This is a genomic window from Sporanaerobacter sp. PP17-6a, assembly GCF_900095615.1.
GTDB lineage: Bacteria > Bacillota > Clostridia > Tissierellales > Acidilutibacteraceae > Acidilutibacter > Acidilutibacter cellobiosedens.
Map to the genome: position 1 here is coordinate 1 of NZ_FMIF01000022.1, position 21012 is coordinate 21012.

A 21012-nucleotide genomic window follows, 5' to 3' on the forward strand; every position below is an offset into this window, starting at 1 on the left:
ATGTAGAAGAAACAGCGGTAGGTGCTGATATAGTAGCTAATTTATATAAAAAGAAATTAAAAGAAAAAAATTATAAAAATATTATTACTACCTGCTGCCCTTCTGCTAATTTTTTGATAGAGAAATATTTTCCTTCATTGACAAAGTATATGTTCCCTATAGTATCTCCTATGATAGCTCATGGAAAGCTTATTAAGCGAGTGTATGGAATGGATACCTTTGTCATATTTATAGGGCCTTGTATATCTAAGAAGGTAGAAGCTAAGGAAGCTCAGCATGATGATGTAATCGATGCTGTTATGACTTTTGAAGAATTGAAAGAATGGGTTTATGAGAGCCAATTGGACATAGATAATATGGAATATACACCTTTTGATAGATCTTCTACGGAACGGGGCAGAAATTTTCCCTTAAAGGGAGGTGTACTTGGAAGTTTTTTAGACGATCATATCAGAAGTAAATATGACGTCATGAATATAGATGGAATAGATGAGTGCATTGATATGTTAAATACCCTTATGAAAGATGATACTGAAGGATTATGTGTAGAATTAAATGCTTGTCGGGAAGGATGCATTAATGGGCCCGGGGTTCCGAAAGATAGTTTGGGTAAGTATGAAAGAAAGAGGATAGTAAAAAGATATGTTAATTATGAAAATGAAAATTTTACGACAGATGAAATAGATATCCCTGAAGACATAGATTTTGGGAAAGTTTTCGTGGATAAGTCTTTCTATAGACCTAAAGCTGACGAAGCTACAATACAGTCCATATTAAGGTCTATTGATAAGTTTACGCCTGAGGATGAATTAAACTGCGGTGCTTGTGGATATTCTACGTGTAGAGAAAAGGTACAAGCTGTATATGAAGGGATGGCAGAAAAAAGTATGTGCATGCCTTATATGAAGAGCAGAGCAGAAAGGCTTTCAAATCATATTTTTGAAAGTAGTCCTAATGCTATATTTGTTGTTGACGAAGATTTGAAGGTAGTGGAGTTTAATAAAGTATGTGAAAAAATATTCAATATTAAATCCGGGGAAATAATGGGGAAACCCATATCGGTTATATTGGATGATGAAATATTTCGTAAGGTAATAGAAACTCAAGATAACATAATACTTCAAAAGGTTTATTATAAAGAGTATGGAATGTTGTTCCTGCAGAATATTATTTTAATAGAAAAGGAAAATGCTCTTCTTGTAATAATGACAGATATAACAGATGAGGAGAAAAGTAAAGAAGAGCTGGTGAAAATAAAAGAGAATGCTCTCCAAGCAGCACAAGATGTTATTGAGAAACAGATGAGAGTTGCCCAAGAAATAGCAGGGCTTTTGGGAGAAACTACTGCAGAAACAAAAGTTGTTCTGACGAAATTGAAGGAATTGGTTCTTAAAGATGGTGATGTGAAGTGAGCGAAGAATATTTTGTAGATATAGCTTATCGCAGCATAAATAAAGATGGAGAAGAGCTGTGCGGAGACAAAGTAGAAATTATCAGAGAAGATAATAGAAATATGATAGTTATGGCAGATGGATTGGGAAGTGGGGTGAAAGCCAATATTCTTTCAACTCTTACTTCCAAAATTGTAATTTCAATGCTTGAAGGCGGCATTAATATTTATGAAACCGTAGATACTGTTATTCATACTCTTCCTGTATGTAAAGTTAGAAAATTAGCCTATTCTACTTTTACCATAGCTGAAATATTTGAAGATGGAAGGACATATATTGCTGAATATGATAATCCTCCGATATTTTTAATTAGAGATGGAAAACTTGTTGATTTAAAGAGAAGGGAAACTCAAATTAGTAATACTGTAGTTCGGGAATGTAATTTAACCTTGCAGAAAAATGATTTATTAGCTATAGTTAGTGATGGAGTGGTTCATGCAGGAGTAGGAGGCATATTGAATCTCGGATGGCAGTGGAAAAATGTCGGAGAGTATTTATGTAAAGTAGCATTGAAAGAAAAAAGTGCAGGTAAAATATCTAAAGCCTTGATTGATACATGTGAATATTTATATGGAGACAAACCAGGAGATGATACTACGGTTGTTATTGCTAAGGTAAGAAAGCCTGAAATAGTAGATCTGTTTACTGGTCCTCCTAAGGACTCGTCAAATGATGCTAAAACCGTGGAAAATTTAATGAATGGAAAGGGAAAAAAAGTTGTCTGTGGGGGTACTGCTGCAAAGATTGTTGCACGGGAACTTAACAGGGAAATTATAACCAATATGGATTTTATCGATCCTGAAGTACCTCCAACAGCGGAAATAGAGGGGATAGATTTGGTTACAGAAGGGGTTTTAACATTGAGTAAGGCGGTGGAGAAAATTAAAAGGTATATTAATTCTCCATATAAGGACAATCTTTTTTATAGTTTTAATAAAAATGATGGAGCCTCAAAGTTGGTCAGATTATTAATTGAGGATTGTACTCATTTAAATTTGTGGGTAGGAAAGGCCATAAATCCCGCTCATCAAAATCCTGATTTTCCCGCAGACTTAAGTATTAAACTGAAAGTGGTACAGGAATTGGTGGCTGAAATGAAAGCATTGGGTACAAAAGTTAACGTAATTTATGTATAATGGAGGGAAAAGGCAATATGCAAAATGTGAGAAAGTTTGAAAATGATGTACAACTTATAAAATATGAGGTTCTAAGAGAGGTCGCAAGATTTGCAATGGAGGGTACCCTTGAAGAAAAACTTGATACTATTCCATTAATTATAGATCCGGGTCCAGAGCCAAGGACCAGGTGTTGTATATATAAGGAAAGAGCAATAACTAAGGAAAGAGTAAAGCTTGCTATGGGAGGAAATAAAGAAAATAAGAATATAGTGGAAGTTATCGACATAGCATGTGACAGATGTCCCATAAACAGGTTCTTTGTAACGGAAGCATGTAGAGGATGTTTGGCTCATAGATGCAGTGAAGCGTGTCCGCGAGGTGCTATTTATCATGTAGGAGGAAGATCCTATATTGATCAGGATAAATGTGTTGAATGCGGCAGATGTAAAGAAGCTTGTCCTTATAATGCTATTGCGGATGTAATGAGGCCATGCAGAAAAGCCTGCGTTTCGGGAGCAATTAGTAATGATGAAAGCAAGAAAGCAGTAATAGATAATGATAAATGTATTCAATGTGGAGCTTGTGTTATACAATGTCCCTTTGGGGCAATAATGGACAAATCTTTTATAGTTGATGTAATAAAAATTCTCGATGAATCTAAAAAGAATAAAGATATTCATGTATATGCTATAATAGCACCAGCCATATCAAGTCAGTTTACCTATGCGAAAATTGAACAGGTGGTAAGCGGCATTAAAAAACTTGGATTTCATGATGTAGTAGAAGTAGCTTTGGGAGCTGATATGGTAGCTCTTAATGAGGCAGAAGAATTTAAAGAAACTGTTGAAGAAAAGGGATATGTAACTTCATCCTGTTGCCCTGCTTTTGTTTCTTATATAAAAAAATATTATCCTCAGCTTGCAGATAAAATATCAAATACCGTTTCTCCTATGATAGCTACGGCAAGGCTTATAAAGGATATAGACGATAAGGCAAAAGTAGTATTTATAGGGCCCTGTATTGCCAAAAAAGCGGAGATAACGGAAGGAGAACTGAAAGAGGATGTTGATTTTGTTATAACCTTTGAAGAGCTTGCAGCTATGTTGGATGCCGCAGAAATAAATTTAGCAGAATGTGGGGATGGAGAATTAAACAATGCTTCATATTTCGGAAGAATATTTGCAAGAAGCGGAGGAGTAACTGAGTCAATAAAACATGTAATAGAAGTTAAAAAGTTGGATGTAGATTTCACGCCTGTTCCTTGTGACGGATTGAAAGAATGCGACAAATCATTAAAAATGGCAAAGGTAAAAAGGCTTAACGGCAACTTTATAGAAGGAATGGCATGTCAGGGAGGATGCATTGCAGGTCCGGCAAGCCTTCATCATGGTCCAAAAGATAAAAATGAAGTGGACAAGTATGGAAAATTAGCTTTGGAAAAAGATATAGAAAGTTCTCTGAGGGTATTTGAAATAAAGAATATAGATTTAAATAGAAAATAATTTTTATTTAGTTTATGGGCTTTGTGACAGTCCGGATTGCTGTCACAAAGCCCATAAGTTTGATTTTCAAATATGATTCCACAGGTCTCATTGCTTACTTCAAATATATAATTATGTGCATTAAATTACCATATTTCATCTAACTTATCAGAATAAAATTCTATTGCTTTTTTATAATTTTTAATATTCTCATCTATAGATGTTTGAGCAATAGTATAAAGTAAAATTTCCATTGCTTTAGAATATTCTTTTAAATTGTATAAAGTCATTGCGTAAAAAACTTTCATGGCTTTATCCTGAGGGAATTTAACTAATCCACCTTTAAACACTTCTTTTGATTCTTCATATTGACCTAATGTTCTGTAGGTACTTCCCAAGCCTAAATAAGCACCTCGCAATTCTTTATCGGGTAGTCCTATGGAAATGGCTTTTTCATAATATTGTATTGCATTTTTTTCTAAACCCAAGGAATCAAAACTCCATGCGCACTGGTAATTAATCATTGAATCATTGGGATATTCGTTTACAAGGTTTATTAAAATTTCGTTTGATTCTTTTAACTTTCCTTCTTTCCTCAATTTAATTGCTATTTCTAATTCCTTCAAAGTTAATTTCTCCTCGGTATTACATAATATTCTACAGCTATGCAGCAAAATAAAAATCTTTTTATTTTACTTCAGCAGGGAATAACCCTACTGAAGTTTTAATTCATTAATGCATTTGATTGCTCTTCTATAAATTGATTAGTATATAATTTATAGTAATATCCTTTTTTCTTAAGAAGATTTTCATGGTTTCCTTCCTCAATTACTTTTCCTTTACTAATAACCAAAATCCTGTCTACAGATCTAATGGTTGAAAGTCTATGAGCAATTATAAAACTTGTTCTGTCTTTTAAGACTTTATGAATAGTATTCTGAATTATTTTTTCAGTTTCCGTATCTATTGAAGAAGTAGCTTCATCTAATATAAATATTCTTGGATTTCTAATTACCGCTCTTGCAAAAGAGATAAGCTGCTTTTGCCCTGTTGAAAGAAGTCCTCCTCCTTCTCCCACGGGAGTTTCATATCCTTTCTCTAAATTGGATATAAACTCATGAGCATTTACAAGCTTACTTGCCTCTATAATTTCCTCATCAGTTACATCCAATTTCCCGTATTTGATATTGTCTTTAATGGTTCCACTAAAAAGGTGGGGGGATTGAAGAACATATCCTAAATTTTCATGGACCCATATTTGAGGCATACTTTTATAATTGATTCCGTCGATTTCGATGTCTCCTTCCGTAGGTTCATAAAATCTGCACAGGAGATTAACTATTGTACTTTTCCCCGAACCCGTTTCTCCTACCAGAGCAATGTTTTCTCCTGATTCTACGTGGAGATTAAAATTATTTAATACCTTTTTTCCTTCTTTATAACAAAAAGAAACATTTTTAAATTTGATTTCTCCCTTAATTAAAGGCCAATTTTTTTCTTTAGGTTCAAAGAAATCTCCGTATTTTTCAGTTATTTCCGGTCTGTCTATAATTTCGGGCGTTTCGTTAACAAGGGAGAAAACCCTTTCTGCAGAAGCTTGAGCGGATTGAAGTTCTGCAAATATAACAGCCAATTGTCTTACCGGTTCAAAGAACTGTATGGTATAAGACATAAATGCTATCAGGGTACCGTAGCTCATAACGTTATTCATAACACTTTTTCCACCAAAATTTACTGCAAGGGCGGTTCCTATACTTCCCAGAGTTAATACTATGGGAAGATATATGGCAGATAATGTCACGGCTCTAATAGAACTGACCTTCATTTTATTAGTGATATCAGAAAATTCCTCTAAATTTTTTTCTTCTCTGACTAAGGTCTTTGTAGTTTTAGCACCTTGAATATCTTCATTGAAAGAGGCAGTTATTTTAGAATTTATCTTTCTTACGTTTCTATAAGCTTTAAGTATTTTCTTTTGAAAATATAGACTTATTAAAATAAGGGGAGGTACTACGGAAAGAGTAATCAGTGCCAATTTCCAATTCATTATAAGCATTACAACCATTATAGTACCCATCAAAGTTATACCCCATATAAAATCTACAAGTCCCCAGGAAATTGTTTCGCTTAATCTTGCAATGTCTGAAGTCATCCTTGCCATTAACCATCCTACGGCTTTATGATCATAATAAGACAAAGGGAGTATTTGAAGCTTTTCAAATCCGATTTTTCTTATATTATATGCCATTCCCATTTCTATTTTACCTGCGGTAGATATGAGGAGATAAGCGTTTATGGCTTGTATTGCAACTAATAAAGCATAAAGAACTGAAAAATTAACAAATTTTTTGGTGCTTATGTTTGTTATCAAATTATCAACTGCCCATTTTGTCATAAGAGGAAAAACTGCATCTATTATTCCTACAAAAGCCATTACAATTATTAAAATCTTAAATTCTTTTTTATATGGTTTGCCAAAGGAAATAAAATTTTTCCAAAGAGCAATATTTATCTTTTCGTCTTTTTCATTTTCCATTAAGTGCCACCTCTTTTATGCATTTTTTAAATTCATCTCATATTCATAATTCTCATGAGGACAACTTTGTATATCATATATTCTTTTATATAATCCGTCTTCTTTTAAAAGCTCATAATGGGTTCCCTGTTGAACAATATTTCCCTTATCCAATACTATAATTTTATCTGCTTCACAGACGGTAGATATCCTGTGTGAAATGATAAAAGTAGTAGATAAATTTCTCCTAAGATTTAAAGATTTTCTTATTGAAATATCCGTTTCCGTATCTACGGCACTTAAAGAATCGTCAAATACAACTATGGGACATTCGTTTATTATTGTTCTGGCAATGGCGATTCTCTGTTTCTGGCCTCCCGAAAGGGATACCCCTCTTTCACCTACGGCAGTTTCGTATCCGTTTTCAAAGGATAAAATATCTTTGTGGATACTTGCTACTTTTGCTGCTTCAAAGACTTTTCTGTCGTCCATCATTGGATTGGATAATTTAATATTTTCTTTAACCGTTTTGGCAAAGAGGAAAGGTTCTTGAAGTACTATTCCTACATTTTTTCTTATCCATTTTTTATCTATCTTATTAAGCTCTATGCCGTCTATGGTAATGGAACCGTCTTTATACTCATAGAGCCTTGCAAGAAGATAAACAAGAGAACTTTTACCTGAACCTGTGGGGCCTAATATGGCAACCGTTTCTCCTTTCTTAACATCAAAAGTTATATTATTAAGAATAGGTTTGTTTTTTTCATATTCGAAATATACATTATTGAATGATACATTTCCTTCTATTCTTGGCTTTTCATGGTTTTCTTCCATAATTTCAATTGGGTTTGAAAATATTTCACCAATCCTTTTTAACGAAACAAAAGCTTTACCCATATCTGTAAGGACTCTTCCCATTTGCCTTACAGGCCATAAGAGCATTTCTTCGTAGCTGACAAATGCCACCAAAGTCCCTAAAGATATATTGCCCCTTGATGTCCACAGACTTCCCACTATTAGTACCGCGCCAATTTGCATCATACACAAAAAGTCCGAACATCCCCAGTACCAAGCCAGAAGTTTTATCAATCTATATGTTAAATCCTTATAATTTTTATTTTTTTCATCAAACTTTCCTATTTCGTATTTTTCTCTTGCAAAGGCTTTAACCACCCTGATCCCCGTTAAATTTTCCTGAAGGACAGTGGACATTTTTCCTTCTGCCACATCACTTGCTTCGAAAGCGACTTTAACTTTTGAAAAAAATACTACTGCAAAAACAAATATTATGGGGACTGCGATCATTGATACCATTGTCATTTTTACATTCAAATTAAACATTATATAAGATACGAAAATCAGTGTAAATATGGAACCTCCTATTTCGACCAATTGAACGGCAAGAAATTTCCTCACGGTTTCAACATCGGAAGTGCACCGTTGAATTAATTCTCCTGTGTCAGCTTTTACATGGTATTCATAGGGAAGTTTTTGAATGTGATCGTATAATTCGTCCCTGACTTTTTTAGCGGTTTTTTCAGATGACTTGCTGGATAGAGTACTTTTATAGTATAAAAATATTCCCCGTAGGAGTGTTAATGATATTAAAAATCCTCCCATTACCCAAAGGTGTTCTTTGAGGTATTCTCTGCCTCCCAGAAAATTTATTATTTTTATTATATAAACAGAACTTATCGGGGTGTCTCCAATAATTGAATCAATAGTAGTTCTGATAAAAAGAGGAGTTAATACCGTAAAGAATGTTGCAAGAATTATACTTATAATTCCAAATAAATATATGGTTCTGCTTCCTTTCATAAAATTCCATAAAGATTTAATACTTTTCAACATATCGCCTCCTGTTATAAATAGAATAAAAAAACCATAGAACAGATAAACTTTGATCCTATGGTTTTAAGCATTTATTCACAACAAAAAGTAAATTGAACTGATAAAGGAATAATGAAATACTTTTTATTTATAAAAGCTGAAAAGCCATAGGAATTTCACACCTATGGCTTTTTTGATCTAAATTATGTAATCATCAAAAAATAGGCATAGGCCGTGACATGAAATCTTTGCCGCCAAAGACAAACTTCTTTATGCTTAAAATTATACTGATACTTTTCATTTTCGCGACCTCCTTTTATTTTTAATGACATCTATTATTATACTTGTTATTTAAAAAAAATTCAATTATTATTTTTTAATATTTTATTATATGTAGAATACTTTGGGTATAGACTAAAATGTTAAATAATTATGAAAGGGGGAATTGATATGTTTCCTGCATTGTTTGTAGGGCATGGTTCACCTATGAACATAATAAGTGATAATGAGTATACAAAAGATCTTCTAAAGTTAAAAAAGGATTTGCCGGTTCCGGATGCTATTTTAGTAGTATCTGCTCATTGGCTTACCCGGGGAACTTATATAACGGGTTCCGAAGCTCCTGAACAGATATATGATTTTTATGGATTTCCTAAGGAATTGTATAAAATAAAATATCAGGCACCCGGTTCAAGAGAGATGGCTGAATTTATAAGAGGCACGGTAGGAGAAGAATATATAAAAATAGATGAAAACAGGGGAATAGATCATGCTGCTTGGGCAGTCTTAAAATTTATATACCCGGACGAAGATATTCCTGTATTGGAGATGAGTTTAGATCTAACTAAAAATACTTTTCAACATTATGAGTTAGGGAAAAAATTGTACTCCCTAAGAAAGCAGAAAATATTAGTTATTGGAAGCGGAAATATTGTTCATAATTTAAGAGCGGCTATCTTTAAAGAAAATGCTAAACCGTATGAATGGGCTATTGATTTTGATAATGCTGTAAAAGAAGATATTAATAAAAAAAATTTTAAGAGCTTAGTTAGTTATAAGGAATATGGGGATCTGTCAAGAAAAGCCGTCCCGACGGATGAACATTATCTGCCTATGATTTACTCTTTGGGCATGGTAAAAGAGGATGATAAAATAGAATATGTTCATGAGTCCATCCAAAATGGCAGTGTTTCCATGAGATGCTTTAAAATCGGGTAGTTTCAGAATTATAAAAAAGGCTTCTATATAAAGAAGAAATAAATTGAGGAAGCCTTTTTTGAAACCCATTTAACGGGAAATATATATTAAAGAAAAATAATGCCTTTCCATGAGTCATAATAAAAAAGATTTGGAGTTTTATGTCCAAATCTATGTATATGTTCATTTTTGGCATCATGAGTAATGAACTCCATGCCAAAAGAATGAACTAAAAATCCGTATTTTAATTAAATTTCAAATAGTTCTCTTCCCAAGACCACTCCGTTTACGCTGGCCTGCATAAGGCCTCTTGTAATACCGGCTCCATCTCCTCCTACATATAGTCCTTTTATATTTGTCTCAAATTTTTTATTTGTTTTTACTTTATTTGAGTAAAATTTAACTTCAACTCCGTATAAAAGCGTTTCATCACTGGCAATTCCCGGTGAAACATTGTCTAAAGCAGCAAGCATTTCATCTATATCCTTCATCAATCTATAGGGAAGTACTAAACTTAAGTCGCCGGGTACAGCATCTTTTAACGTAGGAATGATATTATTTCTATATAATTTTTCTTCGGTAGTTCTTCTTCCTCTTTTAAAGTCACCGTACCTTTGAACCAATATTTTATTTCCTGATAACATATTTCCTAACTTTGCAATATGCATTCCGTATTCTATAGGAGAATTAAAAGGCTTTGTAAAATGTTTTGTAACCAATAACGCAAAGTTGGTATTTTCGGTTTTTAAAGATTCGGATTTATAACTGTGACCATTAACAACGGCTAAATTTCCGTCATAATATTCTGTAGCAACTTCTCCTCCGGGGTTGGTACAAAATGTTCTTACTTTATCATCAAAAGTAGGGGTATAGTATATTAATTTACTCTCGTACATAGCATCGTTTAGTTCTTCCATTATTTCATTTCTGGTCTCCACTCTTACTCCGATGTCTACATCGCCTGTTTCCGTTTCTATATTGTGTTTGCTACACAAGTTTTTTAACCAATCTGAACCTTCTCTTCCCACACTTATAACTACAAGATCAGAGAAATATTCTTTATCAGCAATTATTCCCTTAACTTTGCCTGAATCATCGAGAATTATATCCTTTACAGGATTTCTGAAAGAAAAATCAACACCTATTTCTCTTAAATATTTTTCTATTTTTAAATAAATATTATAGCCTTCTTCAGTTCCCATATGTCTTATAGGACATTCTACCAATTTTAAATTGCTGATAATAACTTTTTTGCGTATTTTGTCAATTTTATGCTTTGTGTTGATTCCGTAAATTTTTTTATCAGCTCCAAAATTTAAATATATGCTGTCAACATAGTTTATTAATTCCATGGTTTTTTCATAACCAATATATTCAGGGAGATTTCCGCCTACATTTGGAGAAAGGGATAATTTTCCGTCGGAATATGCTCCGGCTCCTGCAAACCCGGTTGTAATATTACATGGAGTACAATTTACACATACCCCTGTTTTTCTTTTCGGGCATATTCTTTTTTCAATAGAATTTCCTTTCTCTATCAATAAAATTTTTTCCTTTGGATTTAATTTTTTCATTTCAAGAGCTGTAAATATTCCACAAGGTCCAGCTCCTACAATTATTAAATCATATTTCATATTTTTTTAAACCTCCTAAAATTGTTTCCATAAATATCATACACTTTTTTCACATAAAAAGCCACCATATATTAACTAAACTACGTCGATATCATTAGAATTAGCAAAAGGAAAAGAGTTGTGGTATACTGATGATAAGAAAAAAGTCGACTTATATTAAAAATGATTGTAAAAGGTCTAAAAACGGTAAAAAATATAATAATTATAAATGTTTATTGAATAAAAGGAGGAATAAAAAATGCCTTTTAGAGATATTGTTCAACCCGATGTCATTAATATAGATAAAGGTTTAAGATTAAGAAACCCCGATGGACTTCAGTGGGAGACAGCATTGCCTTGGTATAAGAATCCAAAGATATTATATTACTCCGAGGGAATCACCGATAAAACTTACGATATGAATATAATAAATAGGATGTACGGATATTTAAGCAGTATCGGAGAACTATATTTTATTGAAGTATATGAAAAAGATATTTGGAAGGCTATTGGTGACGTTACTTTATCTGAACAAAATATGCCTATAGTAATAGGCGACGAAAAATATTGGGGTAAGGGAATAGGGAGAAAAGTTATTGGAAAACTCATAGGAAGAGCTAAATCTATAGGATTAACCAAAATATACATACCGGATATTTATTCTTATAATAACAGATCACAGAATTTATTTAAATCCATGGGATTTGTAGAAGTTGACAGAAGAGATAATGCAAGTTCATATGAATTAAAATTATAGATAAATATTTGTCCGGATAAAAGAATTGAGTATTTGTTTTTATAAATTTATATTATTTTGGGTCAAATTGGAGGAAGTTTTGATATGAACAGAAAAGAAAAAGTATATAATATATTGCAGATATTATCCGAAAATATAAATTTGAAAGATTTAAAAAATGGCAATTGTGGATTTGATGCAACTGAAATAGGAGAAAAATTAAATATCCTCAGAAACAATGCGAGTAAAGAATTAAATATCCTGGTTTCAGAAAATAGAGTTATAAAAATTATGGGAAAACCTGTTCATTATATAGATAAAAAGAGAATTGAAAAGATTTTAGGGAAAAAACTTAATAGAAATATAACACAATTAGAGTCTATAGATTTATTATTAAAACCTGATTATAATTCTGATGATAAAGAGATTGAAGAAAATTCCGATATTTTTGAACATATTATAGGAGCCAATCAGAGTATGGAAGTTCCTATAAAACAAGCAAAGGCTGCCATTCTTTATCCGTCGGGAGGAATGCATACATTGCTGATCGGTCCTACGGGAGTAGGAAAAACCATGTTCGCAGAAATGATGTATAAATATGCTGTACAAATAGGAAAGGTTAAACCAAAGGCGCAATTTATAGTTTTTAATTGTGCTAAATATGCTGAAAATCCTCAATTAATTTTATCCCAATTGTTCGGACATGTTAAAGGTGCATTTACCGGTGCAGACCAGGACAAACCCGGATTAATCGAAAAAGCTGACGGTGGAGTATTATTACTTGACGAAGTTCACAGGCTTTCCCCAGAAAGTCAAGAAATGCTGTTTTATTTTATGGATAAGAATATATACAGAAGATTGGGAGAGACGGAAAATACGAGAAGCGCCGATGTACTTCTTATAGCAGCCACAACGGAAGATGCGGATTCGGTCCTTTTAAAGACTTTTCTTAGAAGGATTCCTATGGTAATAAAAATACCGACTTTATCGGATAGGCCTCTTGCAGAGAGGTATCGTTTAATAAAGCAGTTCTTCGGTGATCAAGTCAAATGTATGAATGTTCCCATAAAAGTTTATAAAGATGTAATAAAAGCCTTATTATTATATGATTGTACGGGAAATATAGGGCAGTTGAAAGCCGATATTCAATTGATGTGTGCAAGAGGCTTTTTAGAATATAAAACATATCACAAAAAAGTTGTTGAAATAGACACACCTTTGGTTCCCGAAAACGTATACCACGGACTTTTAAACAGCAGAGATAAAAGAGAGGAACTTGAAGATTTATTGGATATTGATAATAGAGAGTATTATAAATTCACTCAGAATAACAGTAAAGATCTCATTTCCATGGATGAATATGATGTTTCTGATAAAATTTATAAGGAAATAAACAACAAATATTATTTTTATGATCATCAGGGGTGTTCAGAGGCAGAGATAAACAGAAAAATGAATGAAATAATAGAAAAATATTTGAGAAGATTGTTAAAGAAAATTGATATACAGGGAAAAATTTCAGATGAAAATAAGATATTTAAAATTGTAAGCCCGAGAGTTTATAATGCCGTAGAAGTGGCTCTTGACATTGCAGAACGGAAATTAAAAAAGCATTACAGTAAAAATGTTACTATTGCTTTATCAATGCATATAAGTTCTTTAATAGAAAGAATCTCAGAAGGTAAGGTAGCTTATAACGAAAATTTAAATGAAATAGCAGTCAATCATCCCGATGAATATGATACGGCTAAATTAGTAAAAGGACTTTTGGAGGATAAATTAGACATAAAGATACCGGAAGAAGAAATAGGATTTATAGCAATCTTTTTATATGCGATTGATTCGGAGAATTCAAATAAAAAGATAGGAGTTATAGTTTTAGCCCACGGAAAGCACACGGCTTCCAGCATAGCAGATGTTGTTAATAGTCTTTTGGACACAGACGATTGTAAGTCGATAGATATGCCTCTTGATGAAAAAGTGGATAGTATATTGAATAAGGCAATTGAAATGGTAAAAAAGATTAATCAGGGGAAGGGAGTTTTAATATTAGTTGACATGGGTTCTCTTGTATCCTTTGAAGGAATAATAAAAAAGGAGACAAATATAGATGTAAGAGCTGTGGAAACAATTTCGACACCGGTGGTACTTGAAGCGGTAAGAAAATGTATGATTCCGGAAATGACTCTCAAACAACTGGTAGAAGATTTAAAATATTCTACTCCCTATATGGGAAGAAGCTTGAGCAGCTTGTTAAAAGATAACAGGAAAACAAGAATTATAATTACAACTTGTGTGACAGGAGAAGGTACGGCAGTAAAACTTGCGGACCTTCTAAAAAATAATTTACCGGCTATAACAGCTTATAATATTGTCATAAAACCAATGAATATCTATAATGTGAATAATATAGAGATAGATGAGGAAGAAAATATCATTGCAGTTGTTGGAAGCGTTGATTTAAAAATTCCTAATGTTCCTTATATACCGATAAATGAGATATTAATTGGGAATGGGTTTATGGATATTAATAATATCATAGAAGGAGGAAATATTTATCATAGGATGGAATTAGAAAATGATATACAAATTCCTAACTTAACCGTAAAGATGATAGAAAATTCTCTTAATTTTTTAAATCCGGTTAAGGCTTACAATGCCATAAGCAGTTCTTATAGTAAACTTATAAAACTGTTGGAGGTAAAGGACAGAGATGACTTTAAAACAGCATTCATGCTTCATAGCTGTTGTATGGTTGAAAGAGCCTTAAAAAAAGAACCCCTTTCCTATGACAATATTGATGAATCTATAAGAAATGCTCCCATGCTTTACAAGAATATAAAGGAATCATTAAAGATAGTTGAAGAAACTTTCGGCATGGAAATTCCCGATACAGAAATCGGATATATAATGGATTTAATTGATACACATTTTGACGATACACATTAATACACTTTAAACATATATCAAGTAGAAAAGAACAGCTTTTTGTATATTTGAAAAAAGCTGTTCTTTTCTTATGTTGACAGGCTGAAAAATTTAATACATGAGTTGGCATGTTAATTGCTTAATTTAATATACGAAAGGTAATAAACAGATAAATCATCACAGGGGAGGTGGCAAAAATTAAAGAGCAGACAAACCCATGGATAATAATACTTACCCATGGAGATGCAGGAAAAGAATTAGTAAAGAGTGCAGAAATGATTCTCGGAAAATTAAAGAATGTTTATACTTTTTCACTACTACCCAATATGTCTTTGAATGATTTCACTAATGACATAAAAAATGTTTTGGAAAAGGCACCAAAAGATACCTTAGTATTTGTAGATTTATTTGGAGGGACTCCATCTAATGTGGCTATTGCACTTTCAAGGGATTATGATATTTCTATTGTGAGCGGCTTAAATATTGCTATGCTGATAGAAGCAGATTCCTTAAGGGAAAACGGAGTCTGCGGAAAAGAATTAGCGGTGGCAGTAGCAAATGTAGGTAAAGAAGCATGTAAAGAGATAACTACCTTGTTTAAAAACCATGCTTAATAAAAATAAAAGAGGAGGGAAATAAATGGCTGATATTAGTCTTATAAGAATAGACTACAGGCTTATACACGGTCAGGTAATAACAAAATGGATGAAACAAACAAATGCAGATCGTATAGAAGTAATAGATGATAAACTTTCAAAAGACCCTTTCATGAGTAAAATATACGTAATGGCAGCACCTCCCGGCGTTAAGGTGGAAATGCTTACAATAGGAGATGCTGTGGATTCATGGAATAAAGACAAGATGGGAAAGGGTAAGCTTTTAGTTTTATTTCAAAATGTAAGCAATGCTTTTTCCGCATGGGAAAAGGGTTTTCCGATTTCCAAAATTCAGATAGGAGGACTTGGTTCTGCTCCGGGAAGAAAAGTAGTATACAGTCAGATAACTCTTAATAAGGAGGATGCAGATACTTTAGCAGAAATGGAAAAAGGAGGTGTAGAGGTATTTTTTCAGACTGTCCCTGAAGACAATCCGGCGGAATTACAAAAAATACTGAAAAAATTCAAATTTTAAAGGAGATGAATTATAAATTATGGTTATCAAATCTATTATCATAGCTATTATTTATTGGCTTGCTTGGAGTAGAATAGGGTATACGTTTTCGATGATATTGAGACAGCCTTTGACTCTTGCTGTTCCATTGGGGCTTCTTATGGGTGATGTACGTACAGCAATAATAATAGGGGCATCCCTTGAGATGATTTATATGGGAATAGTGCCGGCTGGGAACAATATTCCGAGTGATGAAGGGTTAGCCGCCTGTATAGCTATACCGATAGCTATACAGATGAAAATGAATCCTCAGATGGCGGTTTCCCTGGCAGTACCTGTGGGGATGTTAGGAGTTCTTATAGATAATGTAAGGAGAACTGTTAATGCAACATGGGTTCATATGGCTGATAAATATGCTGAAGAGGCAAATACTTCTAAGATTATGAAATGTGCTACCATTTATCCTCTTCTGCTTCAACTTCCGTTAAGAGGTATACCGGTATTCTTGGCAAGTTTATATGGACCGACAGGTGTTCAAGCATTTATGAAAGTTATTCCGGAATGGTTCACTCATGGCTTGACTGTTGCAGGAGGAATTATGCCGGCCTTAGGATTTGCTCTTACTATTAATGTAATAGGAAAGAGAAATTTACTCCCCTATTTTTTTGTAGGATTTTTCCTTGTTCAATATAGCAAAATCAGCGTAATAGGAGCAGCAATATTTGGGATATGTGCAGCATTTATTCATATCCAATTTCAACCTAATAAAGGAGGGACAGAAGCATAATGACAACCGAATCAAAGTCTAATGAAATTAAAAATAATGATTTGTCAAATAAACCTGATAAATTGACTAAAAAGGATATTACTAAATCATATTTCACTTGGTATATAGTCACTGAAATGTCGAATTCCTTTGAAAGACTACAGAGCTTGGCTTTTTGTGCATCTATGATCCCCATATTAAAAAAATTATATAAGACAAAAGAGTCATTGAGTGATGCCTTAAAAAGACATCTTGTATATTTTAATACCCAGGGAACATGGGGCGCAGTAATCCATGGATTAACTATAGCAATGGAAGAAGAGAAGGCAAATGGTGAAGAATCTGTCACGGGAGAGGCAATCACAGGAATTAAAACAGGGCTTATGGGTCCTTTCGCCGGAATAGGAGATACACTGGATTGGGGTACATTGAAACCTATAATATTAGGGCTTTTTATTCCGTTTGCTTTAAAAGGAAGTGTAGCAGCTGCATTAGCTCCTATAGTTATAATTACTGCAATAACAATGGTTATAGGATATGTATTGTGGTATAAAGGATATACCCTTGGACGTAAATCCATAACAAGTATACTTGAGTCAGGGAAAATACAGCAATTAATGGTAGGCGCTGAGGTTCTTGGATTGTTCATGATGGGATCGCTAGCTTCTACTTATGTTAAATTATCCACTCCGGCAGTTATAAATATAGGGCAACAGAAATTAGCTGTACAATCAGGAATAATAGATAAAATAGCACCGGGGATTTTACCCCTTATAGCGGTTCTTGGCATCTATGCTTATTTAGTAAAAGTAGGTCCTAAGTTTGTAAGAATACTGTTTGGGATACTTTTAATAAGTATCTTGGGAGCAGCAATTGGAATTTTTTAAAACTTTATGGCAAACTTGTTTCACAGATGGGAATTAATATTTTAGAAGGCTTACTTCTGGAATAAAAGGAGGAATTAAAATTATGAAGATGAAAGTAGCAGTAATGGAAGATATAAAAAAGATGAGTGTAAAAGAAATGGATGTGCCGGAAGTTGGAGCGGGAGAAGTGTTAGTGAAGATTTATCAATGTAATATATGTACGACGGATTGGCAGACATGGGCAGGACTTCGTAAATCTCAGGGAAGAAAGTTACCGTGGGTGCCCGGCCATGAGATGTCGGGAGAAATAATAGAAATAGGAGAAAATGTAAGGCCTGAATTGAAAGTAGGTATGCATGTAGGATTTATTGCTCAGGGAAGCAGAGCATGCGGAGAATGTTTTTATTGTCGTATGGGGCATACTAGCAGATGCCTTAATAAGCCGAAACAAATTGAAATTGATGGTATTGAAGGATATTTTGGAATGGCTCAATACTTTGTCGTAAATTCAAAGAGAGTTTTAAAGTTGGGGGACGATTTGCCATATGAGGAAGGCGGTTACTTAGAACCTACTTCCACAGCAGTTCATGGAATAAAAAGGCTCAGAGTAAAGCCAAATGATAATGTTCTTGTAATAGGAGCAGGTAATTTGGGACTTGTTAATGCACAAGTGGCGAAAATATACGGAGGGAATGTACTTGTAAGTGAAATTAATGAAGAAAGATGTAAAATAGCCCAGTCCCTTGGTTTAGCGACTATAAATCCGTCTAAGGAGGATATAGCTAAAAGAGTTGAAGAAATAACAGAGGGAAGAGGAATGGATGCGGTTATACTTGCAGTTGGAAATACTAAAGCCAACGACCAGGGGATACAATTGCTTTCAACAATGGGAAGAATATTATTCTTTGCATCAGGCTATCCCACTCCGGAACTTAATATAGATTCAAATAAGATTCATTATAACGAATATGAGCTTATAGGAACTTATGGAGCGGATTTTTCGGATTATGTGATAGCTGCGGATTTGCTCAGCAAAAGGCTTGTAAAAGTAGATAAAATGATTTCATATAAAGTTCCTATTAATGAAGTTCAGAGGGCTTTTGAGCTTGCAGCTACTCCGGGTAATTATCGTGTTTCAGTATCCATGTGGTAATCGTATGCTTATCTAATATTGTATATTTGGTTGGAAGGAGAAATGAAGAATGTTATTGCCAATGAGTGATATATTGAATAAGGCTGAGAAAGAAGGGTATGGAGTTGTAGCAGCAGATGTTTTTAATGTCGATACGGTTTTAGGAATATTTCAAGTAGCAGACGAACTTAAATCTCCAGTTATAATAAATTGTCCGCCGAGATATGACTTAGAATTAATAGCACAGGCTATAAAGTTTTACAGTTTAAGGTATCCTGAGGTTGTTGTTGCTTCAAATCTTGATCATGGTTTGAAGTTTGAAACAGCAGTAGAGGCATTAAAATATGGATTTACTTCAATAATGGTGGACAGATCCCAGCTTCCTTTTGAGGAAAATATTAAAGAAACAGCAGAAATTGCTAAAATAGCACACGCTGTCGGCGTATCGGTTGAGGCTGAATTAGGTCATGTAGGTAAAGGCGTAAGTTACGATATTGATAGAGATGCAGGTTTAACAAGGGTTGAAGAAGCAGTTGAATACATCAACAGAACTTCGGTTGACTGCCTTGCCGTAGCCATAGGTACTGCCCACGGAAGATATACGGGAGTTCCCAAAATAGATTTTGACAGATTGGTAAGCATAAAGGAGAAAGTATCCATACCTCTGGTTTTACACGGTGGTTCTTCAACAGGAGACGATAACCTCAAGAAAGCAGTAAAATTGGGAATTACTAAAGTTAACATATTTACCGATTTACTTATTGAAGGAGCAAAATATATTAAAGATCATATTGAAAAAGAAAAATCCTCAACAATGGAATCTATTTATAAAGAAGGAATGACAGGGTATAAAAACATGTTAAAGCATTACATGTATTTGTTTGAGTCTGTAAACCGCATATAAATTAAAATTATAAGAAAAATTTTGTACTGTATATTTAACTACTAATTTATTATAATTAATTTTGAACTTTATTGTATGATTCCTCCATGGAATTATGCAATAAAGTTTAAATTGTATTTGACTAAATAAGGGAGGCAACAAAATGGCAGATTTATTTATGATGCCTGAATATATTTATACAGGCGATGACGCCTTGAACCTTGCGGAGAAAAAAATATCAGAACTTGGCAAAAAGGCACTTATTGTTACGGGGAGTACAGTGATTAAATTTGGAAGCATAAAGAAACTGACTAATCTATTAGATAAAATAGGAATTAAATATGAAACATACAGCGAAATAAACGGAGAACCTACCGATATTATGGTAGATAAGGGAATAAAAAAATATAAAGAAAATGGATGCGATTTTATCATAGGCTTTGGAGGAGGAAGTTCTTTAGATACAGCTAAGGCAGTAGGAGCTATGATAACAAATGAAGGAGAGATAAATGATTATCTTGGAAAGATAATACCGAATCCGATTCCTCCTTTAGTTGCTATACCGACAACGGCAGGAACAGGTTCTGAGGTTACTCAATTTACAATAATATCTGATACAAAAAGGGATATAAAGATGCTCCTTAAGGGACATTATTTGATTCCGAAATTAGCAGTAATAGATCCGTTCTTTACATTGTCTGCTCCGCCTAAAGTGACTTCTTCTACCGGATTGGATGCTTTGACTCATGCAATTGAAGCTTATACATCGAAAAAAGCTCAGCCTTTATCCGATATCTTTGCAGTTTCCGCAGTAAAAAGAATATTTAAAAATTTGTTAAAAACGTATAATAACGGAAAGGATACTGATGCCAGAAGGGAAATGTCCATAGCAGCTCTTGAAGCAGGTATTGCATTTAACAACTCCTCCGTGACGATAGTTCATGGAATGAGCAGACCTATCGGTGCCCTTTTTCATATTCCTCACGGGCTGTCTAATGCAATGCTGCTTAATAATTGCCTTGAATTTGCACTAAAAGGAGCAGTTGAAAGATTTTGCGATTTAGCAAAGGCCATAGGAACATATAAAGAAGGGATGACCGAATTGGAAGGTGGGCAGTCTTTTATTAATTCAGTAGGGAAACTATGCAGTGATTTAAATATCCAGACTCTTGAAGAGTTTGGAGTAGATAGAAATGAATATTTTGGAAGTTTGGATAAAATGGCAGAAGACGCACTACAAAGCGGAAGTCCGCAAAACACGAGAAGAAACCCTCAAAAGGAAGATATAGTTAAAATTTACAGATCACTATGGAAATAAGATACTATAGAGAAGGCTGCTACAAAATTAATTTTGTAGCAGCCTATTTTTGCAAGTTAGCTTTTATA

At 33.6% G+C, this 21012-nt stretch carries 17 protein-coding genes; 13 read left to right on the top strand and 4 right to left on the bottom strand.

What is annotated here, in order from left to right; translation table 11 throughout:
* The 3 genes from PP176A_RS09515 to PP176A_RS09525 form a co-directional block, all read left to right on the top strand.
* Window positions 1-1412, top strand: a 1412-nt coding sequence (locus PP176A_RS09515) for a [Fe-Fe] hydrogenase large subunit C-terminal domain-containing protein (protein ID WP_071140244.1), incomplete at its 5' end; no start/stop codon positions are given.
* Window positions 1409-2587, top strand: coding sequence for a SpoIIE family protein phosphatase (locus PP176A_RS09520; RefSeq protein ID WP_071140245.1), 1179 nt, complete (start codon window positions 1409-1411; stop codon window positions 2585-2587). The genes PP176A_RS09515 and PP176A_RS09520, both read left to right, overlap by 4 nt.
* 17 nt (window positions 2588-2604) lie before the next feature.
* Window positions 2605-4071 (top strand): 4Fe-4S dicluster domain-containing protein, encoded by a 1467-nt coding sequence (locus PP176A_RS09525; protein WP_128753045.1) that lies wholly within the window; start codon window positions 2605-2607, stop codon window positions 4069-4071.
* 125 nt (window positions 4072-4196) lie between these two features.
* On the opposite strand, the gene PP176A_RS09530 is transcribed toward PP176A_RS09525, so the two are convergent.
* From PP176A_RS09530 to PP176A_RS09540, 3 genes are all read right to left on the bottom strand, one after another.
* Window positions 4197-4676, bottom strand: coding sequence for a tetratricopeptide repeat protein (locus PP176A_RS09530; protein ID WP_071140247.1), 480 nt, complete (start codon window positions 4674-4676; stop codon window positions 4197-4199).
* Between the two features lie 98 nt (window positions 4677-4774).
* Complete coding sequence (locus tag PP176A_RS09535; RefSeq protein WP_071140248.1) at window positions 4775-6586, bottom strand: ABC transporter ATP-binding protein; 1812 nt, start codon at window positions 6584-6586, stop codon at window positions 4775-4777.
* A gap of 15 nt (window positions 6587-6601) precedes the next feature.
* Window positions 6602-8413 carry an ABC transporter ATP-binding protein gene (locus PP176A_RS09540; protein ID WP_071140259.1) on the bottom strand — a complete coding sequence of 604 codons (1812 nt, stop codon included), beginning with the start codon at window positions 8411-8413 and terminating at the stop codon, window positions 6602-6604.
* A 432-nt stretch (window positions 8414-8845) separates the two neighbouring features.
* Here PP176A_RS09540 and ygiD point away from each other — a divergent pair, with 432 nt between their 5' ends.
* Window positions 8846-9613 carry a 4,5-DOPA-extradiol-dioxygenase gene (gene ygiD, locus PP176A_RS09545; RefSeq protein WP_071140249.1) on the top strand — a complete coding sequence of 256 codons (768 nt, stop codon included), beginning with the start codon at window positions 8846-8848 and terminating at the stop codon, window positions 9611-9613.
* Window positions 9614-9840: 227 nt separating this feature from the next.
* Here the strand turns inward: ygiD and PP176A_RS09555 are convergent, their stop codons facing one another.
* A complete protein-coding gene (locus PP176A_RS09555; RefSeq protein ID WP_071140251.1) occupies window positions 9841-11226 on the bottom strand; it encodes an NAD(P)/FAD-dependent oxidoreductase in 1386 nt (461 codons plus the stop codon).
* A 238-nt stretch (window positions 11227-11464) separates the two neighbouring features.
* On the opposite strand from PP176A_RS09555, the gene PP176A_RS09560 reads away from it, so the two are divergent.
* The 9 genes from PP176A_RS09560 to PP176A_RS09600 all read left to right on the top strand — a co-directional run bounded on the left by PP176A_RS09560 (window position 11465) and on the right by PP176A_RS09600 (window position 20944).
* A complete protein-coding gene (locus tag PP176A_RS09560; RefSeq protein ID WP_200796115.1) occupies window positions 11465-11962 on the top strand; it encodes a GNAT family N-acetyltransferase in 498 nt (165 codons plus the stop codon).
* Window positions 11963-12046: 84 nt separating this feature from the next.
* Window positions 12047-14890: a sigma 54-interacting transcriptional regulator gene (locus tag PP176A_RS09565; RefSeq protein ID WP_071140252.1), complete on the top strand. Its 2844-nt coding sequence runs from the start codon at window positions 12047-12049 to the stop codon at window positions 14888-14890.
* 167 nt (window positions 14891-15057) lie between these two features.
* Window positions 15058-15483: a PTS sugar transporter subunit IIA gene (locus PP176A_RS09570; protein ID WP_200796116.1), complete on the top strand. Its 426-nt coding sequence runs from the start codon at window positions 15058-15060 to the stop codon at window positions 15481-15483.
* Between the two features lie 25 nt (window positions 15484-15508).
* On the top strand, window positions 15509-16000 hold the full coding sequence (locus PP176A_RS09575; RefSeq protein WP_071140253.1) for a PTS system mannose/fructose/N-acetylgalactosamine-transporter subunit IIB: 492 nt from the start codon (window positions 15509-15511) through the stop codon (window positions 15998-16000).
* A 19-nt stretch (window positions 16001-16019) separates the two neighbouring features.
* Window positions 16020-16766, top strand: coding sequence for a PTS mannose/fructose/sorbose/N-acetylgalactosamine transporter subunit IIC (locus PP176A_RS09580; RefSeq protein WP_071140254.1), 747 nt, complete (start codon window positions 16020-16022; stop codon window positions 16764-16766).
* Window positions 16766-17632 carry a PTS system mannose/fructose/sorbose family transporter subunit IID gene (locus tag PP176A_RS09585; RefSeq protein WP_071140255.1) on the top strand — a complete coding sequence of 289 codons (867 nt, stop codon included), beginning with the start codon at window positions 16766-16768 and terminating at the stop codon, window positions 17630-17632. Before PP176A_RS09580 ends, PP176A_RS09585 begins: the two co-directional genes overlap by 1 nt.
* 82 nt (window positions 17633-17714) lie before the next feature.
* Entirely contained in the window at window positions 17715-18764 is a 1050-nt protein-coding gene (locus PP176A_RS09590) for a zinc-dependent alcohol dehydrogenase (RefSeq protein WP_071140256.1), read from the top strand.
* A gap of 49 nt (window positions 18765-18813) precedes the next feature.
* Window positions 18814-19647: a class II fructose-bisphosphate aldolase gene (locus PP176A_RS09595; RefSeq protein WP_071140257.1), complete on the top strand. Its 834-nt coding sequence runs from the start codon at window positions 18814-18816 to the stop codon at window positions 19645-19647.
* A gap of 142 nt (window positions 19648-19789) precedes the next feature.
* Window positions 19790-20944: an iron-containing alcohol dehydrogenase gene (locus PP176A_RS09600; protein WP_071140258.1), complete on the top strand. Its 1155-nt coding sequence runs from the start codon at window positions 19790-19792 to the stop codon at window positions 20942-20944.
* Window positions 20945-21012: the final 68 nt, after the last annotated feature.